This is a genomic window from Alteromonas mediterranea DE, assembly GCF_000020585.3.
GTDB lineage: Bacteria > Pseudomonadota > Gammaproteobacteria > Enterobacterales > Alteromonadaceae > Alteromonas > Alteromonas mediterranea.
Map to the genome: position 1 here is coordinate 953,678 of NC_011138.3, position 17,197 is coordinate 970,874.

Here is a 17,197-nt window from a genome sequence, read left to right on the forward strand (position 1 = left end):
CCAATAACGCTTACATGTATGTAGATATAAAAAAAGGCCGCGCTTCTTGAAGCGCGGCCTTTTTGTTTGTGTTCGTATAAAGTGTGAACTGCAAAGCGCTCAGTCTAGCGATATAGGCGTTTCAAACCCTCTTGGCTTAACGCCCACGACAGCGCACTTCAATTGGTGGATGGTCTCTTCGGCGGTATCACCCATAATATAGCCAGGCACGCCTAAGCGAGATACTGTGCCCATTACGATAATGTCAGTATCAAGGGACGTGGTTGTGGCTGCAATTTCTCTGCGAGGGTAACCGTGGACAATGTGATTTTTAGGCTGTAAGTACTCCCACACATTGTCGTCAAGCTCTTCAGCTAGTTCATTAAGTAGCTTCTCTAATTCTTTCTCACGCTCGGCGTGAATTTTCGCAAGGTCCGTTTCCATTCGGTCGTTGTCTACGGTAATAAAGCCATCTCTTGCGATATTTTCCGGTACAGCATCAAATACGTGAACAATATGCAGTTGAGCAAACTCTAGCAGCGCTATCTGGCTTGCATGTCGCAATATATCGCGGTTAAGGTCACGCCTTATTGACACTTCGTGACTTGGATAATGGTAATTAAGGTCCAGTGCGGCTACCACGTTCTTGTATTGGCTACGCGGTTTATGGTTAATTATCCACAAAGGGCAGGGGCATTTGCGAAACAGCTGCATATCTAAGCTACCAAATAGCTTATCTAAAAAGCTTTCCTCAGCCCGCTTTATGACTAAATCTATATTGTTTTTTACCACATAGCGCACCACGTCAATTAGTGGATGCCCCACGGTTACAGCGGTAGAAACCTTGTAGTTTTCACTCCAGCTTTCAGCCTGTTCTTTAAGCCAAAGTTCAGCCTGCTTTTCCATAGTTTGCTGAGAATCAACATATGAAAATGACTCCATCACCATGCTGGCGTTAGGCGGCAATGCTTCTAAAGAGAGCATAATGGTAAGCGAGGCTTGATGGGCTTTAGCGATATGCAGTGCTTGGGCAACGGTGTCATCCTGCCGATGAGAATCGCTCAACACACATAAAATGTTTTTATAATGTCCTTTCATACTGCCCTCGGTATTTATTCGTTCTATGCGTTAATGATACAAGAGTGGGTTCCACTTCGCTGTATAAATATGCCGTGAAGGTCATAGTTTTGACTTCGATGGCAACTAAAAAGCTTTATTTAATTGAATCCTAACGCTACTTCTAATGGCTTTCCAGCGGGCGGCGATAGAATTCTTAAAACCTTCTCATACAAGCGGTATGAAAGTGAATGTAATTCGCAAACTATGGCCTTTACAAGAATAGTCTCGGTGAGCGGCTAGGCTGTATATAATCTTTATGTTAGATTAAACCATTATCTTTTAATCCCTTTAAATAATAGAGAGATGCCTATGAAATGGCCAAATCTTAAGCACCTACACTATTTGGTGACGCTTCACCAAGAGCAACACTTCCACCGCGCTGCTCAGCGTTGTAATGTAAGTCAGTCAACATTAAGTACGGCCATTCAAAATTTAGAAGAGCATTTTGGTAGTCAATTACTTGAGCGTGAACACAAGACCTTTGTTTTTACTTCATTAGGCTTAGATATTGTTGAGCGCAGTAAAGTGCTGCTGCAAGAAGCGGGGGAATTGGTCGAGTATGCTCAAAATGCGGGCAACTGGCAGCGTGGAACGCTTAAGCTTGGTGTTATACCAACAATAGCGCCGTTTCTTTTTGAAGGAATGATGGGGGCCTTCTCAGCCTTCCTTCCTGAAATTAATTTAGAAATGCAGGAAGATACCACTGAAAAGCTCTTACAACAGTTAACAGACGGTAGGTTAGATTTACTAATTTTAGCGCTTCCAATGGAAACCCCAGGGTGTAAGCAGATGGTATTGGGCCACGACCCCTTCCATCTTATAGCGCACAAAGATATGGCGGAACAACTGCCTAGTCCCGTAGATATTTCAGGTTTACCGAAAAAGAGTATTTTTCTGCTTCAGCAAGAACATTGTATGACGGGGCATGCGGTGAGCGCGTGTAATCTTCAGCATAGTGATCAAATTAGCAGTGTTGCAGCAAGTAGCCTATATACCTTGGTGCAGCTGGCAAATAGTAAAATGGGCTATACCTTCTTACCGGAACTTGCGATAAACCAGTCTATTCTTGAGCACACTGGTCTAAAAAGTTTTCCAGCAGAAGAGCAGGGCTTTCGAGAAATTGGTTTGGTATGGCGCTCAGGCACAACCCGTATGCAGCTATTCCGTCGAATTGGTGAAATTATCTCGCCACTACTGCCTATACCCACGCTGAAATAGCGTTACTGCTGAGTGCACTTTCTTTAGTCTTTATTCAAAGCGGCTGAACCCTTGCGTGTAGCCGCTTTTTTATAGACTACATTTTAGGTGCAATATGCCCCAATTCTGCCGCCCATGTTAGTTCGGATCTAAGCAGATTATTTGCCGCGTTTGCGCCAAAACTATGCAGCGCATTGTAGGCACTGCTAGATGGTATACGGCAATAGTGACAAAGTGCGTAGAATAACAAGCTACAGCGGTGCTGTGAGCCATCGCAGTGCAAATATATCTTCGCTCCCTCTGTCAACATTTGAGACAGTTCATGAAGATATTGGTGGAGGTGCACATCCTCAGTAGGCGATTCTGACGACGGGTGCATAAAGGGAACCCATAGCCACTCTAACCCAGCAGCTAATGAACGGTCGCGAATAATTGGCGCGTGTTCTTCACTGGTTTGTACCGTGGCAATGTGGGTTACGCCTAGTGATTTAAGTCGTTCAAAGTCACTTTCTACAGGCTTTTTTCCCAAACATATCTGACCTGCGCGCAGTGAAAACCATGCGATATTGGGTGTTGCTGTTGTGCTATCTTCCTTTTTCTCAGTTTTTTGCATGGTGTTTAGTATTGCGCTTGCATGAATTTTTAAATAGGGCCTTAAATGGCTTTTTAATTGGGGTTGCCATAGTAGCGGTATCAGAGCCTCTTGTTACACGACAAAATAATAAATAGAAAAGTAATGGCAGCTACATCCGCCAATAACGAACATGTGCCAAATAGCATGGGTATACTTTACCTTTTTCGCCACATAAAAGCACACACCTACGCTGAAACACAGGCCGCCTGCTACCAATAACCAAAGACCAGCACCTGGAAGGGCGACATAAAGTGGGTAGATAAGTCCCAGTGCAATCCAGCCCATTAGCAAATAGGTCATGACCGATACTTTTGGGAAGCGGTGTTGCGCAATTAATTTAAATGCCACTCCACCAATCGCAAGACTCCAAATAATTGCAGTCATGGTAATACCTAGTACGCCACCTATTGCCACTAATAAAAGCGGTGTGTAAGTACCTGCTATCAATAAGTATATTGCACTGTGGTCAAATAGTTTAAGCCATCCCTTCGCTTTTTGATGAGAAATTGCGTGATAAAGGGTTGAACTCAGAAACACCAAAATAAGTGTAGAGCCATAAATAGCAGCGGTAGTTAAGGCAAGCGTGTCTTCTGCGCGGTACAGCATGAAGACTAAACCTACAATCGCCGCAACAAAGCCAATGCCGTGAGTAATGCTGTTAAGCCATTCTTCTAAAACGGAGTAAGCTTTGGCAGAAATAACTTTTGTTTGTTCCTTTACGTCTGTCATTACGGCCTCTGTATCCTTATCAGTAGAAATATGTGTACCTCTTGTTTGTAGATAGCTACCAGCATAAAAACGAGTTTACTAAGCTATTCGCATACCTTTGACAATTATAGCGCACACTTGTTCGCTCAATGTGTAAATAATAACAGATAACGCGGCCGGTATGATGACGCAGAGATTACAAAGTGGCGTTACAACTCAGCGTTCTGAAAACAGCCGCCTAATTTGTCGAGTAGTTTAACCAATTCGCGGCTTTCTTCTGCACTCATACCTTTGAGTTTGCACAACATTTGCGCCGGTACTTCTTCTGCTATGGTTTTCTTTTCTTTTCCCATTTTAGTGAGCTGTACGCGTTTAACACGTTTGTCGGTTTCATCTTTATTAACCATTAAGAAGTCCTTGTCCTCAAGTTTTTTAAGTATTAGGGACATTGCTCCTCCGTCAATGGCGGTTCTCTCTAGAAGTTCAGCAATAGTAATGTGATCAGTTTCCCAAAGCGCCATTAAGGTTACGTATTGAGGGTAGGTAATATCTAGCGCTTTTAGAAGAGGCCTGTAGGCGCGAGTAAACGCGTTTGACAGCGTATAAAACCGATGACAAAGCTGATTTTCTAACTTTAACAATTCTGACACGGCGCTTTCCTAAGTTTGTTCGACGATAAACGATAAATGTATTTTGCATACAAAGTACTTGAACTGCAAGTCACCTTAGTGTTAAGTTGTTTTGTATGCAAAGTATTAAATTGAATTTGCCAAATAGGAGAGCAACTATGCATAAGCTTCAACAAGTGGTTTATACCGGTACTGCAACCGCAACGGGTGGCCGTGAAGGAACGGCCAAATCAAGCGATGGTAAGCTAGACCTTGACCTGTCTACACCCAAAGAGCTGGGAGGCGCAGGTGGTGAAGGTACTAACCCCGAACAGATGTTTGCAGCAGGTTATTCAGCGTGTTTTATTGGCGCGCTTAAACACGTGGCTGCATCGCAAAAAATAAAGTTAGCTGACGACATAAGTGTTACCGGTGATGTATCAATTGGCCCCATTGATCAAGGCTTCGCCATTGCGGTAAAGCTGACGGTAGATTTAGGGGATATGGATAAAACCCAAGCGCAAAGTTTGGTAGATACTGCGCATCAGGTATGCCCATATTCAAACGCAACCCGCGGTAATATTGAAGTAGATATCAATCTAGCCTAATTATGCCGCTACGGGTTCAGTAATCACGCCCGTTACAGCGGGCGTATTCATTTACGTAGATTGCTTACACCCTTTGAAATCGCCACGCCAGTTCTTATAGCTACGTTTGTAATTGATTTAGTTCGAACGCCAGTATCCACGCTACTGTGTTCTAAATTCAGCGCATTGAAAAGGCAGCGCTTCGAATTAGAGTCGCCAGTCATATTACAGCTTGATACACTGAAACGGTATCAACCATTCTTTAGGAAGTTATATGAAAAAATACGGAGTACTGGCTACATTCGTATGCGCGCCTGTGTTGTTCGCGTGCAGTGATAACAGCAGTGTAGACACAGCGAAAACAGATAAAGAGCAGGCCGTCAATGAAAGCGCGGTCTTGAATGTCGAAGCAGAAAAACGCGACGATGCTACCATTGCGTCTGGCGTAGACTATCATTCGTTTGCGAACCCTAATGAAGTTCGGGTTACGCACTTAAGCCTAGACCTCACCGCAAATTTCGAGACCAAACAGCTCGTTGGCGATGTAACACTTGATGTAAAGCGCGCAAAGCCTGAAAACAATACGTTGGTATTGGATACACGCGCTCTAGACATCGACAGTGTCACTGTTAATGGTGAAAGCGTTCCCTTTGAAATAGGCAAGACCGATCCTGATTTAGGTACGCCTCTTACCATTACGTTACCTAGCGCTGCGAATTCAGTAACCGTAGCCTATTCCACATCACCTGACGCCTCTGGCGTGCAGTGGTTAACGCCAGCACAAACGGCAGGTAAACAGCATCCGTTTCTATTTACACAAGCCCAAGCGGTTCACGCACGAAGCTTTATTCCCCTTCAAGATTCACCACAGGTGCGCGTGACCTATGACGCGATCATAAAAACACCTGAAGCTCTGTTGGCGGTAATGAGCGCGTCGAACGACCCTACAACAAAGCGCGACGGCGAATATGAGTTCACCATGCCACAGCCTATTCCGTCGTATCTTATTGCGTTGGCAATCGGTGATCTGAAGTTTAAAGCCATGGGTGAACGTACTGGTGTGTATGCAGAGCCAGCACTTCTTGAAAGCGCAGCGAAAGAGTTTGAAGACACTGAAGCGATGCTTGAAGTAACAGAAGAAACCTATGGTCCCTACCAGTGGGATCGTTATGACCTGCTTATTCTACCGCCGTCGTTCCCGTTTGGTGGCATGGAAAACCCTCGCTTGTCGTTTATCACACCAACGGTTATTGCCGGTGATAAGAGCTTGGTTTCATTGATTGCCCACGAACTTGCACACAGCTGGTCGGGCAACACCGTAACTAACGCAACGTGGCGCGATCTGTGGTTAAACGAGGGGTTCACCACTTATTTAACTTACAGAATTATGGAAATGATCTATGGTCATGATCGTTTTAAAAAAGAAGCAGTGCTAGGTTATCAAGACTTAGAGAACGATATTGCAGCGTTAGATGAAAACGACGAGATCTTAGCTATCGACCTTCGTGGCCGCAACCCAGACGATGTTTTCTCGAATATTCCCTATGAAAAAGGCGCACTATTTTTACGTGAAATTGAGCAAAAAATAGGTCGCGAAAACTTTGACGCGTTTTTAATGCAGTACTTTAAAGACTTTGCTTTTAAGAGCATAACCACCGACACATTTATCGCTTATTTAGATGAAACTCTATTGAAGCAATACCCAGATAAACTCGATGCTAAGCGCATAAATACTTGGATTTTCGAACCGGGTCTTCCGGAAGATGCACCTCAGCCAGAATCTGATGCTTTCACCAAAATCGATGATACACGCACGGCATGGCTTTCAGGTGATGTAAACGCGGCGGATATAGAAACGGCACAATGGACGGTACACGAGTGGTTATACTTCCTGAACAATATGCCTGAAACATTGACTGAGCCACAGCTTGCTGAATTGGACAAGGCATTTTCGTTAACGTCAACAAAGAACAACGAAATTGCTCATAGCTGGCTGATGATCGCGGTAGAAAATAACTACCAACCTGCTTTTGATCGTTTGTACACCTATCTAGTGTCGATAGGACGCAATAAACTGGTTAAGCCGCTGTATCGTGAGCTATCAAAAACGCCCGACGGCAAGGCGTTTGCGAAGCGCGCCTTTGAAGAAGCGAAACCGGGCTATCACCCGCTCACCGTTAGAGCCAATGAGGGATACGTAAACTAATCCTCAGCGCTTGAATATATCGATGGCTTTGCCACACAAAAAAGCAGCGCATTCGGCGCTGCTTTTTTTATCTCTCGTTTTTTTAATTCCCTATAACACGTTGGTGACCTTTAAGCCTTTACATCGAAAAAATTTGAACGATTGTTCAAAAAGGCGATCTGAACGTTAGGTTTAACGTATTAAGTTTACCTAGTGTAGTTCTAGTACGGCAAAACAAGCGACCTGCTTGCCGTGCGTTGAAGGATTCAGATTAATTGTTAAGGAGTCTCTATGTATACACAAAAAATGCACCCAGCCGCCACTTTTCCTGAAGTTAGCGTTACATTATCAACTGGTGAAACGGTATCGTTGACTAACAAAGAAGAGGGATGCGACTGGAAAATGGTCGTCGTTTTTCGCGGCAAGCATTGCCCGATCTGTACTAAATACTTAAATAAACTCGAAGACTTCACTGGCCGCCTTCGTGAAATGAATATTGATGTAGTTGCAGTAAGCGGCGATAGCAAAGCACAGCTTGACGAACATCTTGATGAGCTATCCATAAACTTCCCTATTGCATGTGGTTTATCACAAAGTGATATGGAAAAGCTTGGCTTATACATTTCTGAACCACGCTCAGAAAAAGAAACCGATCATAACTTCGCTGAACCCGCGTTATTTGTGCTTAACAGTGACAACGAAATTCATATTGCTGAAATTGCCAACGCGCCTTTTGTTCGTCCGGATTTGGAACAGTTGGTGTCGGGCTTAGAGTTTATTCGTAACCCCGATAACAATTATCCTATTCGCGGCACGCTTAAAAGCTAATTTTTGATGTTTTAACAGCGGTAGGTGGGATTCACCTGGCGCTGTTTCCAGTGCCTGTGGTTTTACCGAGGTCTTTCTCAGGCTTTTAGTGAGTGCCCCTATGGACAAAGAAGTAAACTGAACTATATCTCGCACTCATTAATGGAAAATGCAATTGCAGCCAGTTGCTGTTTGAAATTATCTACTGCGTTTTCGGGAAGTTTAACCGCCATCAACACACTGCTAGTGTAATCGCACGAACCAATTTCTCCCTGTGCTTGCTCAGCTAAATGTCGTACAAACTGCTCGTGTTTGAAATCAATATCAACGTTGAGCGTTTCTAAACGAACTTCTTGTCTTACTTCTAGTGCGTCAATTGCTTGCTGAGCTGCTGCCGAATAGGCACGAACCAATCCTCCTGCGCCAAGCTTAATTCCGCCAAAGTAGCGCGTAACAATTACCATGATATCGCCAATATCTTTGTGCTGAAGCACATTTAGAATAGGCTTGCCTGCTGTACCGCTAGGCTCACCGTCATCTGCCATGGCTGCACTCGTTGGCGAGCTAGGATTTCCAAAAACATAAGCCCAGCAGTGGTGGCGAGCATCAGGGTATTGTTGTTTAACGCTGTCTAAAAGCGCCATTGCACTTTCACGAGAGTTGGCAAAGCCGGCACAAGCAATGAATTTGCTTTTTTTAATTTCGTACAGGGTTTCAACCTGTTTGGCGGGAACGGGATAAGTCATTAGCGCATTGTAAGCCAAGACAATAATAAGGTAAACGCGCTACGTGTTAACTAACAGAGGGCCGGTGATTATCAACAGCCCCTCGTTCGCTGTTTGCTTAACGGAGAGTACCTGAAATCGTTTCCGATACATTAAGCATTATCCATTGGGCTTAATTCTGTGAAGAGTAGTTGTTTTTTACTTGTACTACGGTAACTATTTACACCGTACAGAATGCAAAAAAACTTATAAGACTACTTCATGCCACTAGAACGATTTATTCCTTTTCGCAAGCGCGACGTCGCCACTTTGTGTGAAAATTTGCTTGCACGTGACACTACAAACTTTCGTATTTTCTCAACCTTGCTGGTGAATCGTATTCACTACCAGTACCACGAGCAACTAGAAGCGTTAAAAAATAGCTACAGTTATTTTGACCCAAATAAGGACACACGAGAATTGCAGCCTGCGGATGAAAGGTTGCGAAAGCAGAACCAAAAAGCGTTTTCTAAGGGATTTGCTAGTCTCCTTGATGCGGCCAATTTCGAGAAAGTCACAGACGAAGATTTAGCCGCTGCGCTTAGTGAAGAATCGCTATTTAAAGTGCGTCTTGCGGTTTGCTTTGACGATTTTGACGACGTGGTTTTTTATCGACGGGGCGAGTCGGTGAAAACTGAAACCGTGCGTACTTTTTTCGGTTTGAGGAAAAAAGAGGTGTCGTTCACTAACTACGACAAAGTAGCCGTGTATATTACCTTTAAAGATGAAGCCTATTTTAAAGAAAAAGGGCAGAAGGTGTTAACGTTTAAACCTGGCTCAACCATAGTTAAGCTTTTTCAAAACGTACCTAAAGCCGATCTCGAAATGCTGTTTCCCAATAGCGAAGTGAAGATGCGGCCGCTAGATAAGTTAATCATTAGCGCATCGGCTGCAATAGGCGGCACGGTTGTCTTAGTGACTAAGTTAGGTGCTTCATTACTACTTGTGGCGTCGTTTATCGCATTTTGGCTAGGCTTTAAAGATGACGAAGTGGAGTTAACGAAGCAAAGTTTAATTACTTTTGGTATTGGCATGGGGGTATTTGGTAGCTTTATCTTCAAGGAATGGACAAAGTTTAAAAACAGAAAAATTCGGTTTATGAAGGCCCTTTCCGACAACCTGTATTTCAAAAATTTAGACAATAACGCAGGTGTGTTTCACACGTTAATCGATGCAGCAGAGGAAGAGGATTGCAAAGAAGCCTTGTTGGCTTATACATTTTTGCTTAAATGTAGAGAAGTGTCTGTAGAAGGTGGTGCTGCATTCTGCGCGGTGCGTGCAGAGCGGGAGATTGCCGCAGGTGGAATGACATTAGCAACGCTAGATAGTGCAATAGAAACCTACTTTTTAGAAGAACACAACTGTGCGCTCGATTTCGACGTTACCGATGCCATTGATAAACTGGTGGCTATGGATCTGGTTGAGCAAAACGGTGATATTTTTGCAGCACGAGCGCTCAACGATGCCGTGAAGATACTCGATGATTACTGGGACAATATTTATCAACCGGTGTGAACGGTTTTATTTGGCTACTGCGATAAATTAGATGTCAGTCACCTACGCTTTTAGACACCACACGTTTAATAAAGCCAGCGGTGCCCTTTGCTTTCTATCCGTACTCCTAGTCATGTGCCCTTAATACAAACCATTGTCATAAAACCACAAAATCTCTATAGTTGCTGTACGGTGCGTTGACCAACATCGACACACCATGGCAAAAGCCGCATTGCGCCGAATGCGTTTCTCTATCTCCAATGCAACAAGCCTGGTTCACTTCTACATGAAAATATTGCATACATCTGACTGGCATTTAGGTCAGAGTTTTTTTACGAAAAGTCGCAAAAAAGAACATGCCGCTTTCCTTAAATGGCTTCTCCAACAAGTAGAAGCGCATCAAATAGATGCGATTATTGTCGCGGGCGATGTGTTTGACACTGGCACGCCGCCAAGCTATGCCCGAGAGCTATACCATGCGTTTATCGGTGAATTACAAGGCATGCAGTGTACGCTAGTGGTGCTGGGGGGAAATCACGACTCGGTGTCGGTACTAAATGAAAGCAAGGCGCTACTGAAATATTTAAATAGTCATGTGATAGCCAGTACATATGGAGAAATAAGTGAACAGGTGATTGCGCTTAAAAACCGCAAGGGTCAGCCCAGTGCCGTGCTTTGTGCTGTGCCATTTATTCGCCCTCGTGATGTATTGGTAAGTGAGTCAGGGCAAAGCGCAACTGACAAGCGCCAAGCGCTGGGCAATGCAATAAAACAGCACTATGCGTCGCTTTATAGTGAAGCCCTAACACTACGCAATACATTGGGGAATAATCGATTAGAAGAGGGCATTGATCATAGCGCTGCTATTCCCATTATCGCCACGGGGCATTTAACCGCCTTGGGTGTAAGTCAGTCTGAAAGTGTGCGTGATATCTACATTGGCACCCTTGAAGGCTTTGACGCCAAAGGTTTTCCGCCAGCCGACTATATCGCATTAGGCCACATCCATAGACCCCAAAAGGTAGCGAAAGCCGAACACATTCGCTATTCAGGCTCGCCTATACCGCTAAGCTTTGATGAATTAACTTCTCAAAAACAAATCGTGCTGGTGGAGTTTGATGGGGTAAGTACGACACCCAATATCTCAACCCTTCCAGTACCTCGTTTTCAAGCCATGGAAGTAATAAAAGGGGACTTAAAAGCGATTGAGGCGATGATTAATGAAAGCGAAGCCATAGCCTATGCTTCCCTAGCAAACGAAGACCAAAACGCCAGTTCAGAACCTCTCGCTAGCCATGAAGCTTCTAGTTCTAACGAAAAACCTTTTGGCTCAAAAGACCCCGTGTGGTTGTGTATTGAGGTTGAAACCGAAGACTATCTGACTGATTTACAGCAGCGAATTCAGGGCTTATTAGAAGGTAAAAACGCTGAAATTCTTCAGCTAAAACGCATGCGTAAGCGCACGGTGAAAAGCCTGAGCGAAAAGCAAAATATTCAGCTTAGCGAGCTGTCAGTGAACGAGGTTTTTGAAGCGCGCTTAGCGCTAGAGTCGTTGGATGAGGAACCTAATGAAACGTCCAACGAGGCTTCAGAACTGCCGCAGAAAAATACTGAGCCGTCACGTATTAAGCGTATTAAACATTTGTTTGCCGAAGCCGTAGCGCTAGTGCATACCAATAAAGAAGACTTAGAAAACAGCGAAGGGCTAGTACAATCAAAGCCTGCAAGCGAATCTGAACCAAACAAAGAAACGCGGGGCGATTGAAAATGAGAATATTGACCTTACGCCTTAAAAATTTAAATGCCCTTAAAGGGGAGTGGAAGATAGATTTCACTCAGTCACCCTTTATCGACAACGGCTTGTTTGCCATTACTGGCCCAACCGGTGCGGGTAAAACCACCCTGCTCGATGCAATATGTTTAGCTTTATATCACCAAACGCCTCGACTTGGGCCTATATCAACGTCGAACAACGACATTATGACTCGCGGTACAGCGGAGTGTTTGGCGGAAGTTGAGTTTGATATTAAGGGTAAAGCGTACCGTGCGTTTTGGAGCATGCGCCGCGCCAGAGGAAAAGTTGACGGTAATCTGCAAAGTGCCGATGTTGAGCTGGCTGAAGTTGAAAGTGGCGATGTGCTAGCAACCCAAGTTCGCCCTAAAAATGAAGAGATAGAAAAGCTCACTGGTCTGAACTTTGCGCGCTTCACAAAATCTATGATGTTGTCGCAGGGCGACTTTGCTGCCTTTCTAAATGCCAATGAAGGCGACAGGGCTGAGTTACTTGAAGAACTAACTGGTACTGAAATCTATGGGCAAATATCACAAGCAGTACATCAGCAATTTAGCGAGGCTAAACAAAAGAAAAAAGAATTCGCGATAAAGCTTGAAGGGGTAACGTTACTTAGCAATGAGCAAATTACCCAGTTGGAAGAAGATCAAGACGGTATTAATGGTCAAGTTGCGGCGTTTAACCAAACACTTACTGAACTACAACAGCAACAGCAATGGCAACAATCATTCAACACCAATGCACTCGCGCTTAAAGAGGCGAAAGAAGCACAGCTTGCTGCGAATAATGCGATCGATGAGGCGAAACAAGAACTTAATGTGCTAACTCACAGTGAGCCCGCCGAAAAGCTTCGCCTCCCTTTTTTGCAGCGAAACGGGCTTCAGCAAGACCTATCAGGCTACAAAGAAAAGCTCAATGAAAAAGCGGCTCAGCTTCCCGAATTAAAAACGCAAAAAGAACAGCTTAGCTCGGAAGTGACCAATGCTGAACGAGCGCTACTTCAAACTAAGCAACAAAGCAGTGAACTTGAAAAGCGCATAAACGAGCAGGTCGTTCCGTTAGATAATAATATAGCGCAGAGTACAGCCGCCCAACAAAAAGCAAATGACAGCGCTGCGCAGTTTACGCGCTCCATAAATGCGCTAACTAAAAAGCGTACAGAAATAGAAAATGCGTCAGCCGATAACAAGAAAAAATTGGGTGAATTAGAAGCCTACCTAAATGAAAACCACTCACTCAGCAGTATGGCCGAGTTTATCAGCGGTTGGAGTGAAACTGCGCGGCATATTGAGAGCGAACAGAAGCAAATAGCGACACTTAAACAAAGCGCCCAAGAGCACCGCCACGCGCTTTCCTCAATTGATGAAGCTATTACACAAACGAATCAGGCGCTGAAAACATTAACGCAAACTTTTGATAATGCAACCGCCAACGTCGCCACTTGTGAAGAGGCGTTAAATGCTGCGCTTTCTAACGCCGATAAAAATAGCGCAACCAGTAAAACAAGTCTTCAACAAGAGCGGGATACCAAGCTTCATCACTGGGACAACCTGATTCAGATAGGTCATATTCAACAGCAATATTTGGCACTAGAGCAAGACAAAGTATCGCTGAGTGCACAGAAGGAAGACTTATCGAAAAAACTAGCGCAGCAGCAATCTGACCGACAAGCCTTGGTTGACGCCTACAAACAAACACGCAGTAATTTAAAAGACATAGAGGCGCTGATCGCCCTAGATGCTGAAGTGGCACACCTGCGCGCCCAGCTAAAAAGTGGCGAGCCATGTCCGGTATGTGGAGCTAACGAGCACACTACGGCTAGCGTGGCGATTGATATACCTGAAACTGTACAAAAGCGTGACAGCTTAAAAGAGCAGTTAGATGATATTGAGCAACAAGGAGCACAGGCAAAAGAAAGCGTTACACACACTGAGTTAACCCTTACCCAGGTTAATAAGCAGCTAGACCAAACAAACGCAAAACGCGATGCGTTGGTAGAAAAGTGGAAGCAGTTTTCAAGCGTACTTAGCGCTGATATATCTAGCTTTGAAAAAGTCGACATTAATACATCACAAAGTGTCGCCCAATTTACCGAGCAGTTTAAAACCCGTCTTGATGACATTAGTGCCCAGTTAACGCGCATAGAGCAGTGTGAGCAAGCATTAAATACTGCAATGCAGAGTAAAAATGAGGCGCAACAAGCGTTGCAAGCCAAACAGTCAGATGTTGCCGTTAGCATGCAGCGGCGCGAAACATTGGAAAAGCAACTCACCGAACGCAACGCAGAAGTAGAGAACAAAACTAAAGGGGTTAACGACAGCATTGCAACACTTCGTGAGACTATGACGGCGCACGGTGCTGAAGTTCACAACCTGCCTATTGAAGGAATTGCTACGTGGTTAAATGAAGAAGCCGAAGCGCTCAAAACTTATAAACACAATCATCAACTGCACACCAACCTTAATGAAGAGCTACAAGAGGTGAGTCGTACCTTGCTTGTACTAAACCGTGATATTGAAAGTGCAGAAACACAGCTTAAAAGCGTATCTGAAGAACTCATGCAGCTAGATAGCACGCTGATAGAACTGCGCAAATCACGTATGGCGGTATTCCCTGAAGGTAATATTTCAGAAGTAAGGAGTAAAGCAAGCGCCGCCCAAGTACAGGCTGAGCAAAAATTGAGTGAATGCCAATCTCGCTTGCACCAAACGGATACTATTTTGTCTCGGTTAGAAGCAGAAATTGCCCAGCTTAATGAGCAAATACGCGAGAAAGAGCAGGCACTTACAGAGGCGACTGAGAACTTTAATCGCCAGCTAGCAAACAGCCCATTTGCCGATGAGCAAGCGTTTAGCAATGCGCTACTAGATGAAGAAACCCGTAATAAGTTGCTTGAGCTGCAAAAGCAATTAACGCAGCAAAAACAACAGGCTGACCTTAAACTAGAAAACGCGCTAGCGACACAGCAATCGCTAACAGCGCGTGACCATGCACAGCAGTGGCAGCGCAAGCTAGAAGAACATGGTATGCAGTGGGTTGAAAATCAAATTACCGAGCAAGCGCAACAAAAAGACGCTTTGTTATCCACCCTAGGGCAAATTAAACAGCAGTTAAACGCCAATAATGAAGCCCGTGAAAAGCAAAGGACGCTGGTAGAAGAGATGGCCGCGTTCGAAACCTATTACGATGATATTACTTACCTGCATTCGTTGATTGGTTCGGCAAGCGGTGACAAATTCAGACGTTTTGCACAAGGGCTTACGCTGGACAACCTTGTCCAACTTGCTAACCAGCAGCTAGAAAAGTTGCACGGTCGCTATCAGCTTATTCGCAAAGAAAACGACGGGCTAGGCTTAAGTGTTTTAGATACTTGGCAAGGAGACGTGGTACGCGATACCAAAACGCTGTCGGGTGGAGAAAGCTTCTTAGTGAGCCTTGCGCTGGCATTGGCGTTATCTGACCTGGTAAGTCACAAAACCAGTATCGATTCACTATTTTTAGATGAAGGCTTTGGAACCCTTGATGCTGAAACCTTAGATGTGGCCCTCGATGCGCTAGACAACTTAAATGCCAGTGGAAAAATGATTGGCGTCATAAGCCATATCGAGGCCATGAAAGAGCGAATTCCTACTCAACTTAAAGTAATTAAACGCAACGGTGTGGGCTTAAGTGCACTAGAAAAGCCTTATGCGGTGGGGTGAACTCACCGCTTAGGGATTAGTAGCTAAAACGTTTGCTTACAAGTATGTGCGAGGTAAATGCTCGCAAGATCATAGTTTTATGATACTTTATCGTTATTGAAAGTAGATATGGACATCATAAACAGTGAAACGATTTGCGATACTCCCTCTTTTTGCCTCTTTCTGTTCGTTTGGTAGTACCTTTCAATGTGAAAGTGAGTTTGAATGGCTAAAGAGCACGTTTGAAAACAACGATGCCGGTTTTCAATATAGCGTAGAGAAAAAAGGGCAGGACCTTTATTCCGCCCACAATAATGCCATCTTGGCTTGGGTGCAAAGCGCGAAGAACGAAGCGCAATGCCAAACTGTGCTTAGCGACTGGCTCGCGTTTTTTCGCAAGGGGCATATTGGTCTTGCGCTAAATACAAATAATTCAAACGAAACGGTAACCGAATCGAAAGTACATGATTTCGACTTATCAGCATTTAAACAGCATTTAGAAACTAAAAGTGATGAGTCTCTTGAGGGGATTTGGCAATTTTCCAGCTATACGGTTGCGTTAAAAAAGAAGGCAATGTCCATAAAGGCTATATCGTTGAAAGTACCAATCCGTCATGGAAGGCAGGGCAAGTAAAGTTCATTGTTAACGACCCTGAAGACGACAATGCCGCAAAAGTAACGTTTTTTATGGGCGATCACTCCGCCCGACAAATAAATAACATGATGTTCTTGGGTAACAATCATGTGGTACTGGGAAACAGCTTTATCGTTATGTCCCGTCAGGAACCGCGACAAGAATCATCGCCTGAAGTAACGCGTTATGTGCGCCTACTTAGTGCAAAAGCCCCGCTATTCAAGAGAATTTCTGAGAACACAGTGCTTGTTCGCATACCGTCTTTCAACCATGCCTTCAAAAAAGATATCGACGCGCTAATTGCTAAGCACCTAGACAAGATTTTAAAAACCGAAAACCTCATTATCGACATCCGAGGAAACGGTGGTGGTAGTGATGCCAGCTATGCTTCTTTGCTACCAATTTTATACACCAACCCTATTCGAACGGTAGGCGTGGAATACTTATCAACCGAGCTTAACAACTCTAGAATGCTCGGCTTTTTGCAAAACCCTCATTTCAGTGAAGAAGAAAAGCAGTGGGCTAAAGACGGATATGACATTCTTCAGCAACACATTGGTAGCTACATCAATATTGGTGAAGATGTAACGGTAGAGAAATTTGATAAAATTGAACCCTTGCCAAAAAGTATAGGCGTATTTGTTGATTCAAGTAATGGCAGCACCGCTGAGCAGTTCTTGCTGGCGGCTAAACAAAGCAAGAAAGTAAAGCTGTTTGGGCAGACCACAGCGGGTGTGCTCGATATCTCTAATATGTATAAAACTGATTCGCCGAGCGGTGCTTTTACCTTGCATTACAGTTTAACCAAAAGTTTGCGCATTCCCCACATGGCCATTGATGGAGTGGGCATTCAGCCAGACTATTATATTGACGAAGAGATCCCTATTTATGAGTGGACGTCTTATACGTAAAAGATACTTGAAGGCATGTAAACCCTTATAAACGGCAAGTATGCGGTTATTTGCGAGTAACTAAGGCTAAACAGGTTCATTTGTCTGGGGTTTTACAT

General features: G+C 44.3%; 14 protein-coding genes. 9 read left to right on the plus strand and 5 right to left on the minus strand.

Annotation, left to right across the window (positions count from 1 at the left end):
- Positions 1-99 precede the first annotated feature (99 nt).
- The gene (locus tag MADE_RS04350; protein ID WP_015066311.1) at positions 100-1,077 is read right to left on the minus strand and encodes a universal stress protein; all 978 of its coding nucleotides are present in this window, start codon (positions 1,075-1,077) and stop codon (positions 100-102) included.
- A gap of 330 nt (positions 1,078-1,407) precedes the next feature.
- On the opposite strand from MADE_RS04350, the gene MADE_RS04355 reads away from it, so the two are divergent.
- Complete coding sequence (locus tag MADE_RS04355) at positions 1,408-2,316, plus strand: hydrogen peroxide-inducible genes activator (protein WP_015066312.1); 909 nt, start codon at positions 1,408-1,410, stop codon at positions 2,314-2,316.
- Positions 2,317-2,392: 76 nt separating this feature from the next.
- Here MADE_RS04355 and MADE_RS04360 read toward each other — a convergent pair whose 3' ends face one another.
- The 3 genes from MADE_RS04360 to MADE_RS04370 form a co-directional block, all read right to left on the minus strand.
- Entirely contained in the window at positions 2,393-2,908 is a 516-nt protein-coding gene (locus tag MADE_RS04360; protein WP_012517387.1) for a protein-tyrosine phosphatase family protein, read from the minus strand.
- A gap of 93 nt (positions 2,909-3,001) precedes the next feature.
- The gene (gene trhA, locus MADE_RS04365) at positions 3,002-3,658 is read right to left on the minus strand and encodes a PAQR family membrane homeostasis protein TrhA (protein ID WP_012517388.1); all 657 of its coding nucleotides are present in this window, start codon (positions 3,656-3,658) and stop codon (positions 3,002-3,004) included.
- A 188-nt stretch (positions 3,659-3,846) separates the two neighbouring features.
- Complete coding sequence (locus MADE_RS04370) at positions 3,847-4,287, minus strand: MarR family winged helix-turn-helix transcriptional regulator (RefSeq protein WP_012517389.1); 441 nt, start codon at positions 4,285-4,287, stop codon at positions 3,847-3,849.
- A gap of 137 nt (positions 4,288-4,424) precedes the next feature.
- Here MADE_RS04370 and MADE_RS04375 point away from each other — a divergent pair, with 137 nt between their 5' ends.
- The 3 genes from MADE_RS04375 (at position 4,425) to MADE_RS04385 (ending at position 7,845) form a co-directional block, all read left to right on the plus strand.
- Positions 4,425-4,853: an organic hydroperoxide resistance protein gene (locus tag MADE_RS04375; protein ID WP_012517390.1), complete on the plus strand. Its 429-nt coding sequence runs from the start codon at positions 4,425-4,427 to the stop codon at positions 4,851-4,853.
- 253 nt (positions 4,854-5,106) lie between these two features.
- Positions 5,107-7,038, plus strand: coding sequence for a M1 family metallopeptidase (locus MADE_RS04380; protein WP_012517391.1), 1,932 nt, complete (start codon positions 5,107-5,109; stop codon positions 7,036-7,038).
- Between the two features lie 270 nt (positions 7,039-7,308).
- Positions 7,309-7,845 carry a redoxin domain-containing protein gene (locus tag MADE_RS04385; RefSeq protein ID WP_012517392.1) on the plus strand — a complete coding sequence of 179 codons (537 nt, stop codon included), beginning with the start codon at positions 7,309-7,311 and terminating at the stop codon, positions 7,843-7,845.
- 122 nt (positions 7,846-7,967) lie between these two features.
- Here the strand turns inward: MADE_RS04385 and MADE_RS04390 are convergent, their stop codons facing one another.
- Entirely contained in the window at positions 7,968-8,570 is a 603-nt protein-coding gene (locus tag MADE_RS04390) for a YigZ family protein (RefSeq protein WP_012517393.1), read from the minus strand.
- Between the two features lie 240 nt (positions 8,571-8,810).
- Here MADE_RS04390 and MADE_RS04395 point away from each other — a divergent pair, with 240 nt between their 5' ends.
- The 5 genes from MADE_RS04395 (at position 8,811) to MADE_RS04410 (ending at position 17,099) form a co-directional block, all read left to right on the plus strand.
- The gene (locus MADE_RS04395; protein ID WP_012517394.1) at positions 8,811-10,103 is read left to right on the plus strand and encodes a TMEM143 family protein; all 1,293 of its coding nucleotides are present in this window, start codon (positions 8,811-8,813) and stop codon (positions 10,101-10,103) included.
- Between the two features lie 265 nt (positions 10,104-10,368).
- Positions 10,369-11,847 carry an exonuclease subunit SbcD gene (sbcD, locus tag MADE_RS04400; RefSeq protein WP_020745410.1) on the plus strand — a complete coding sequence of 493 codons (1,479 nt, stop codon included), beginning with the start codon at positions 10,369-10,371 and terminating at the stop codon, positions 11,845-11,847.
- A 2-nt stretch (positions 11,848-11,849) separates the two neighbouring features.
- Positions 11,850-15,575, plus strand: coding sequence for an AAA family ATPase (locus tag MADE_RS04405; protein ID WP_012517396.1), 3,726 nt, complete (start codon positions 11,850-11,852; stop codon positions 15,573-15,575).
- Between the two features lie 124 nt (positions 15,576-15,699).
- Positions 15,700-16,188, plus strand: a complete 489-nt coding sequence (locus tag MADE_RS20815) for a hypothetical protein (RefSeq protein WP_232363099.1) — start codon at positions 15,700-15,702, stop codon at positions 16,186-16,188.
- Positions 16,086-17,099: a S41 family peptidase gene (locus tag MADE_RS04410; protein ID WP_232363100.1), complete on the plus strand. Its 1,014-nt coding sequence runs from the start codon at positions 16,086-16,088 to the stop codon at positions 17,097-17,099. The genes MADE_RS20815 and MADE_RS04410 overlap by 103 nt, the downstream gene beginning before the upstream one ends.
- Positions 17,100-17,197 lie beyond the last annotated feature (98 nt).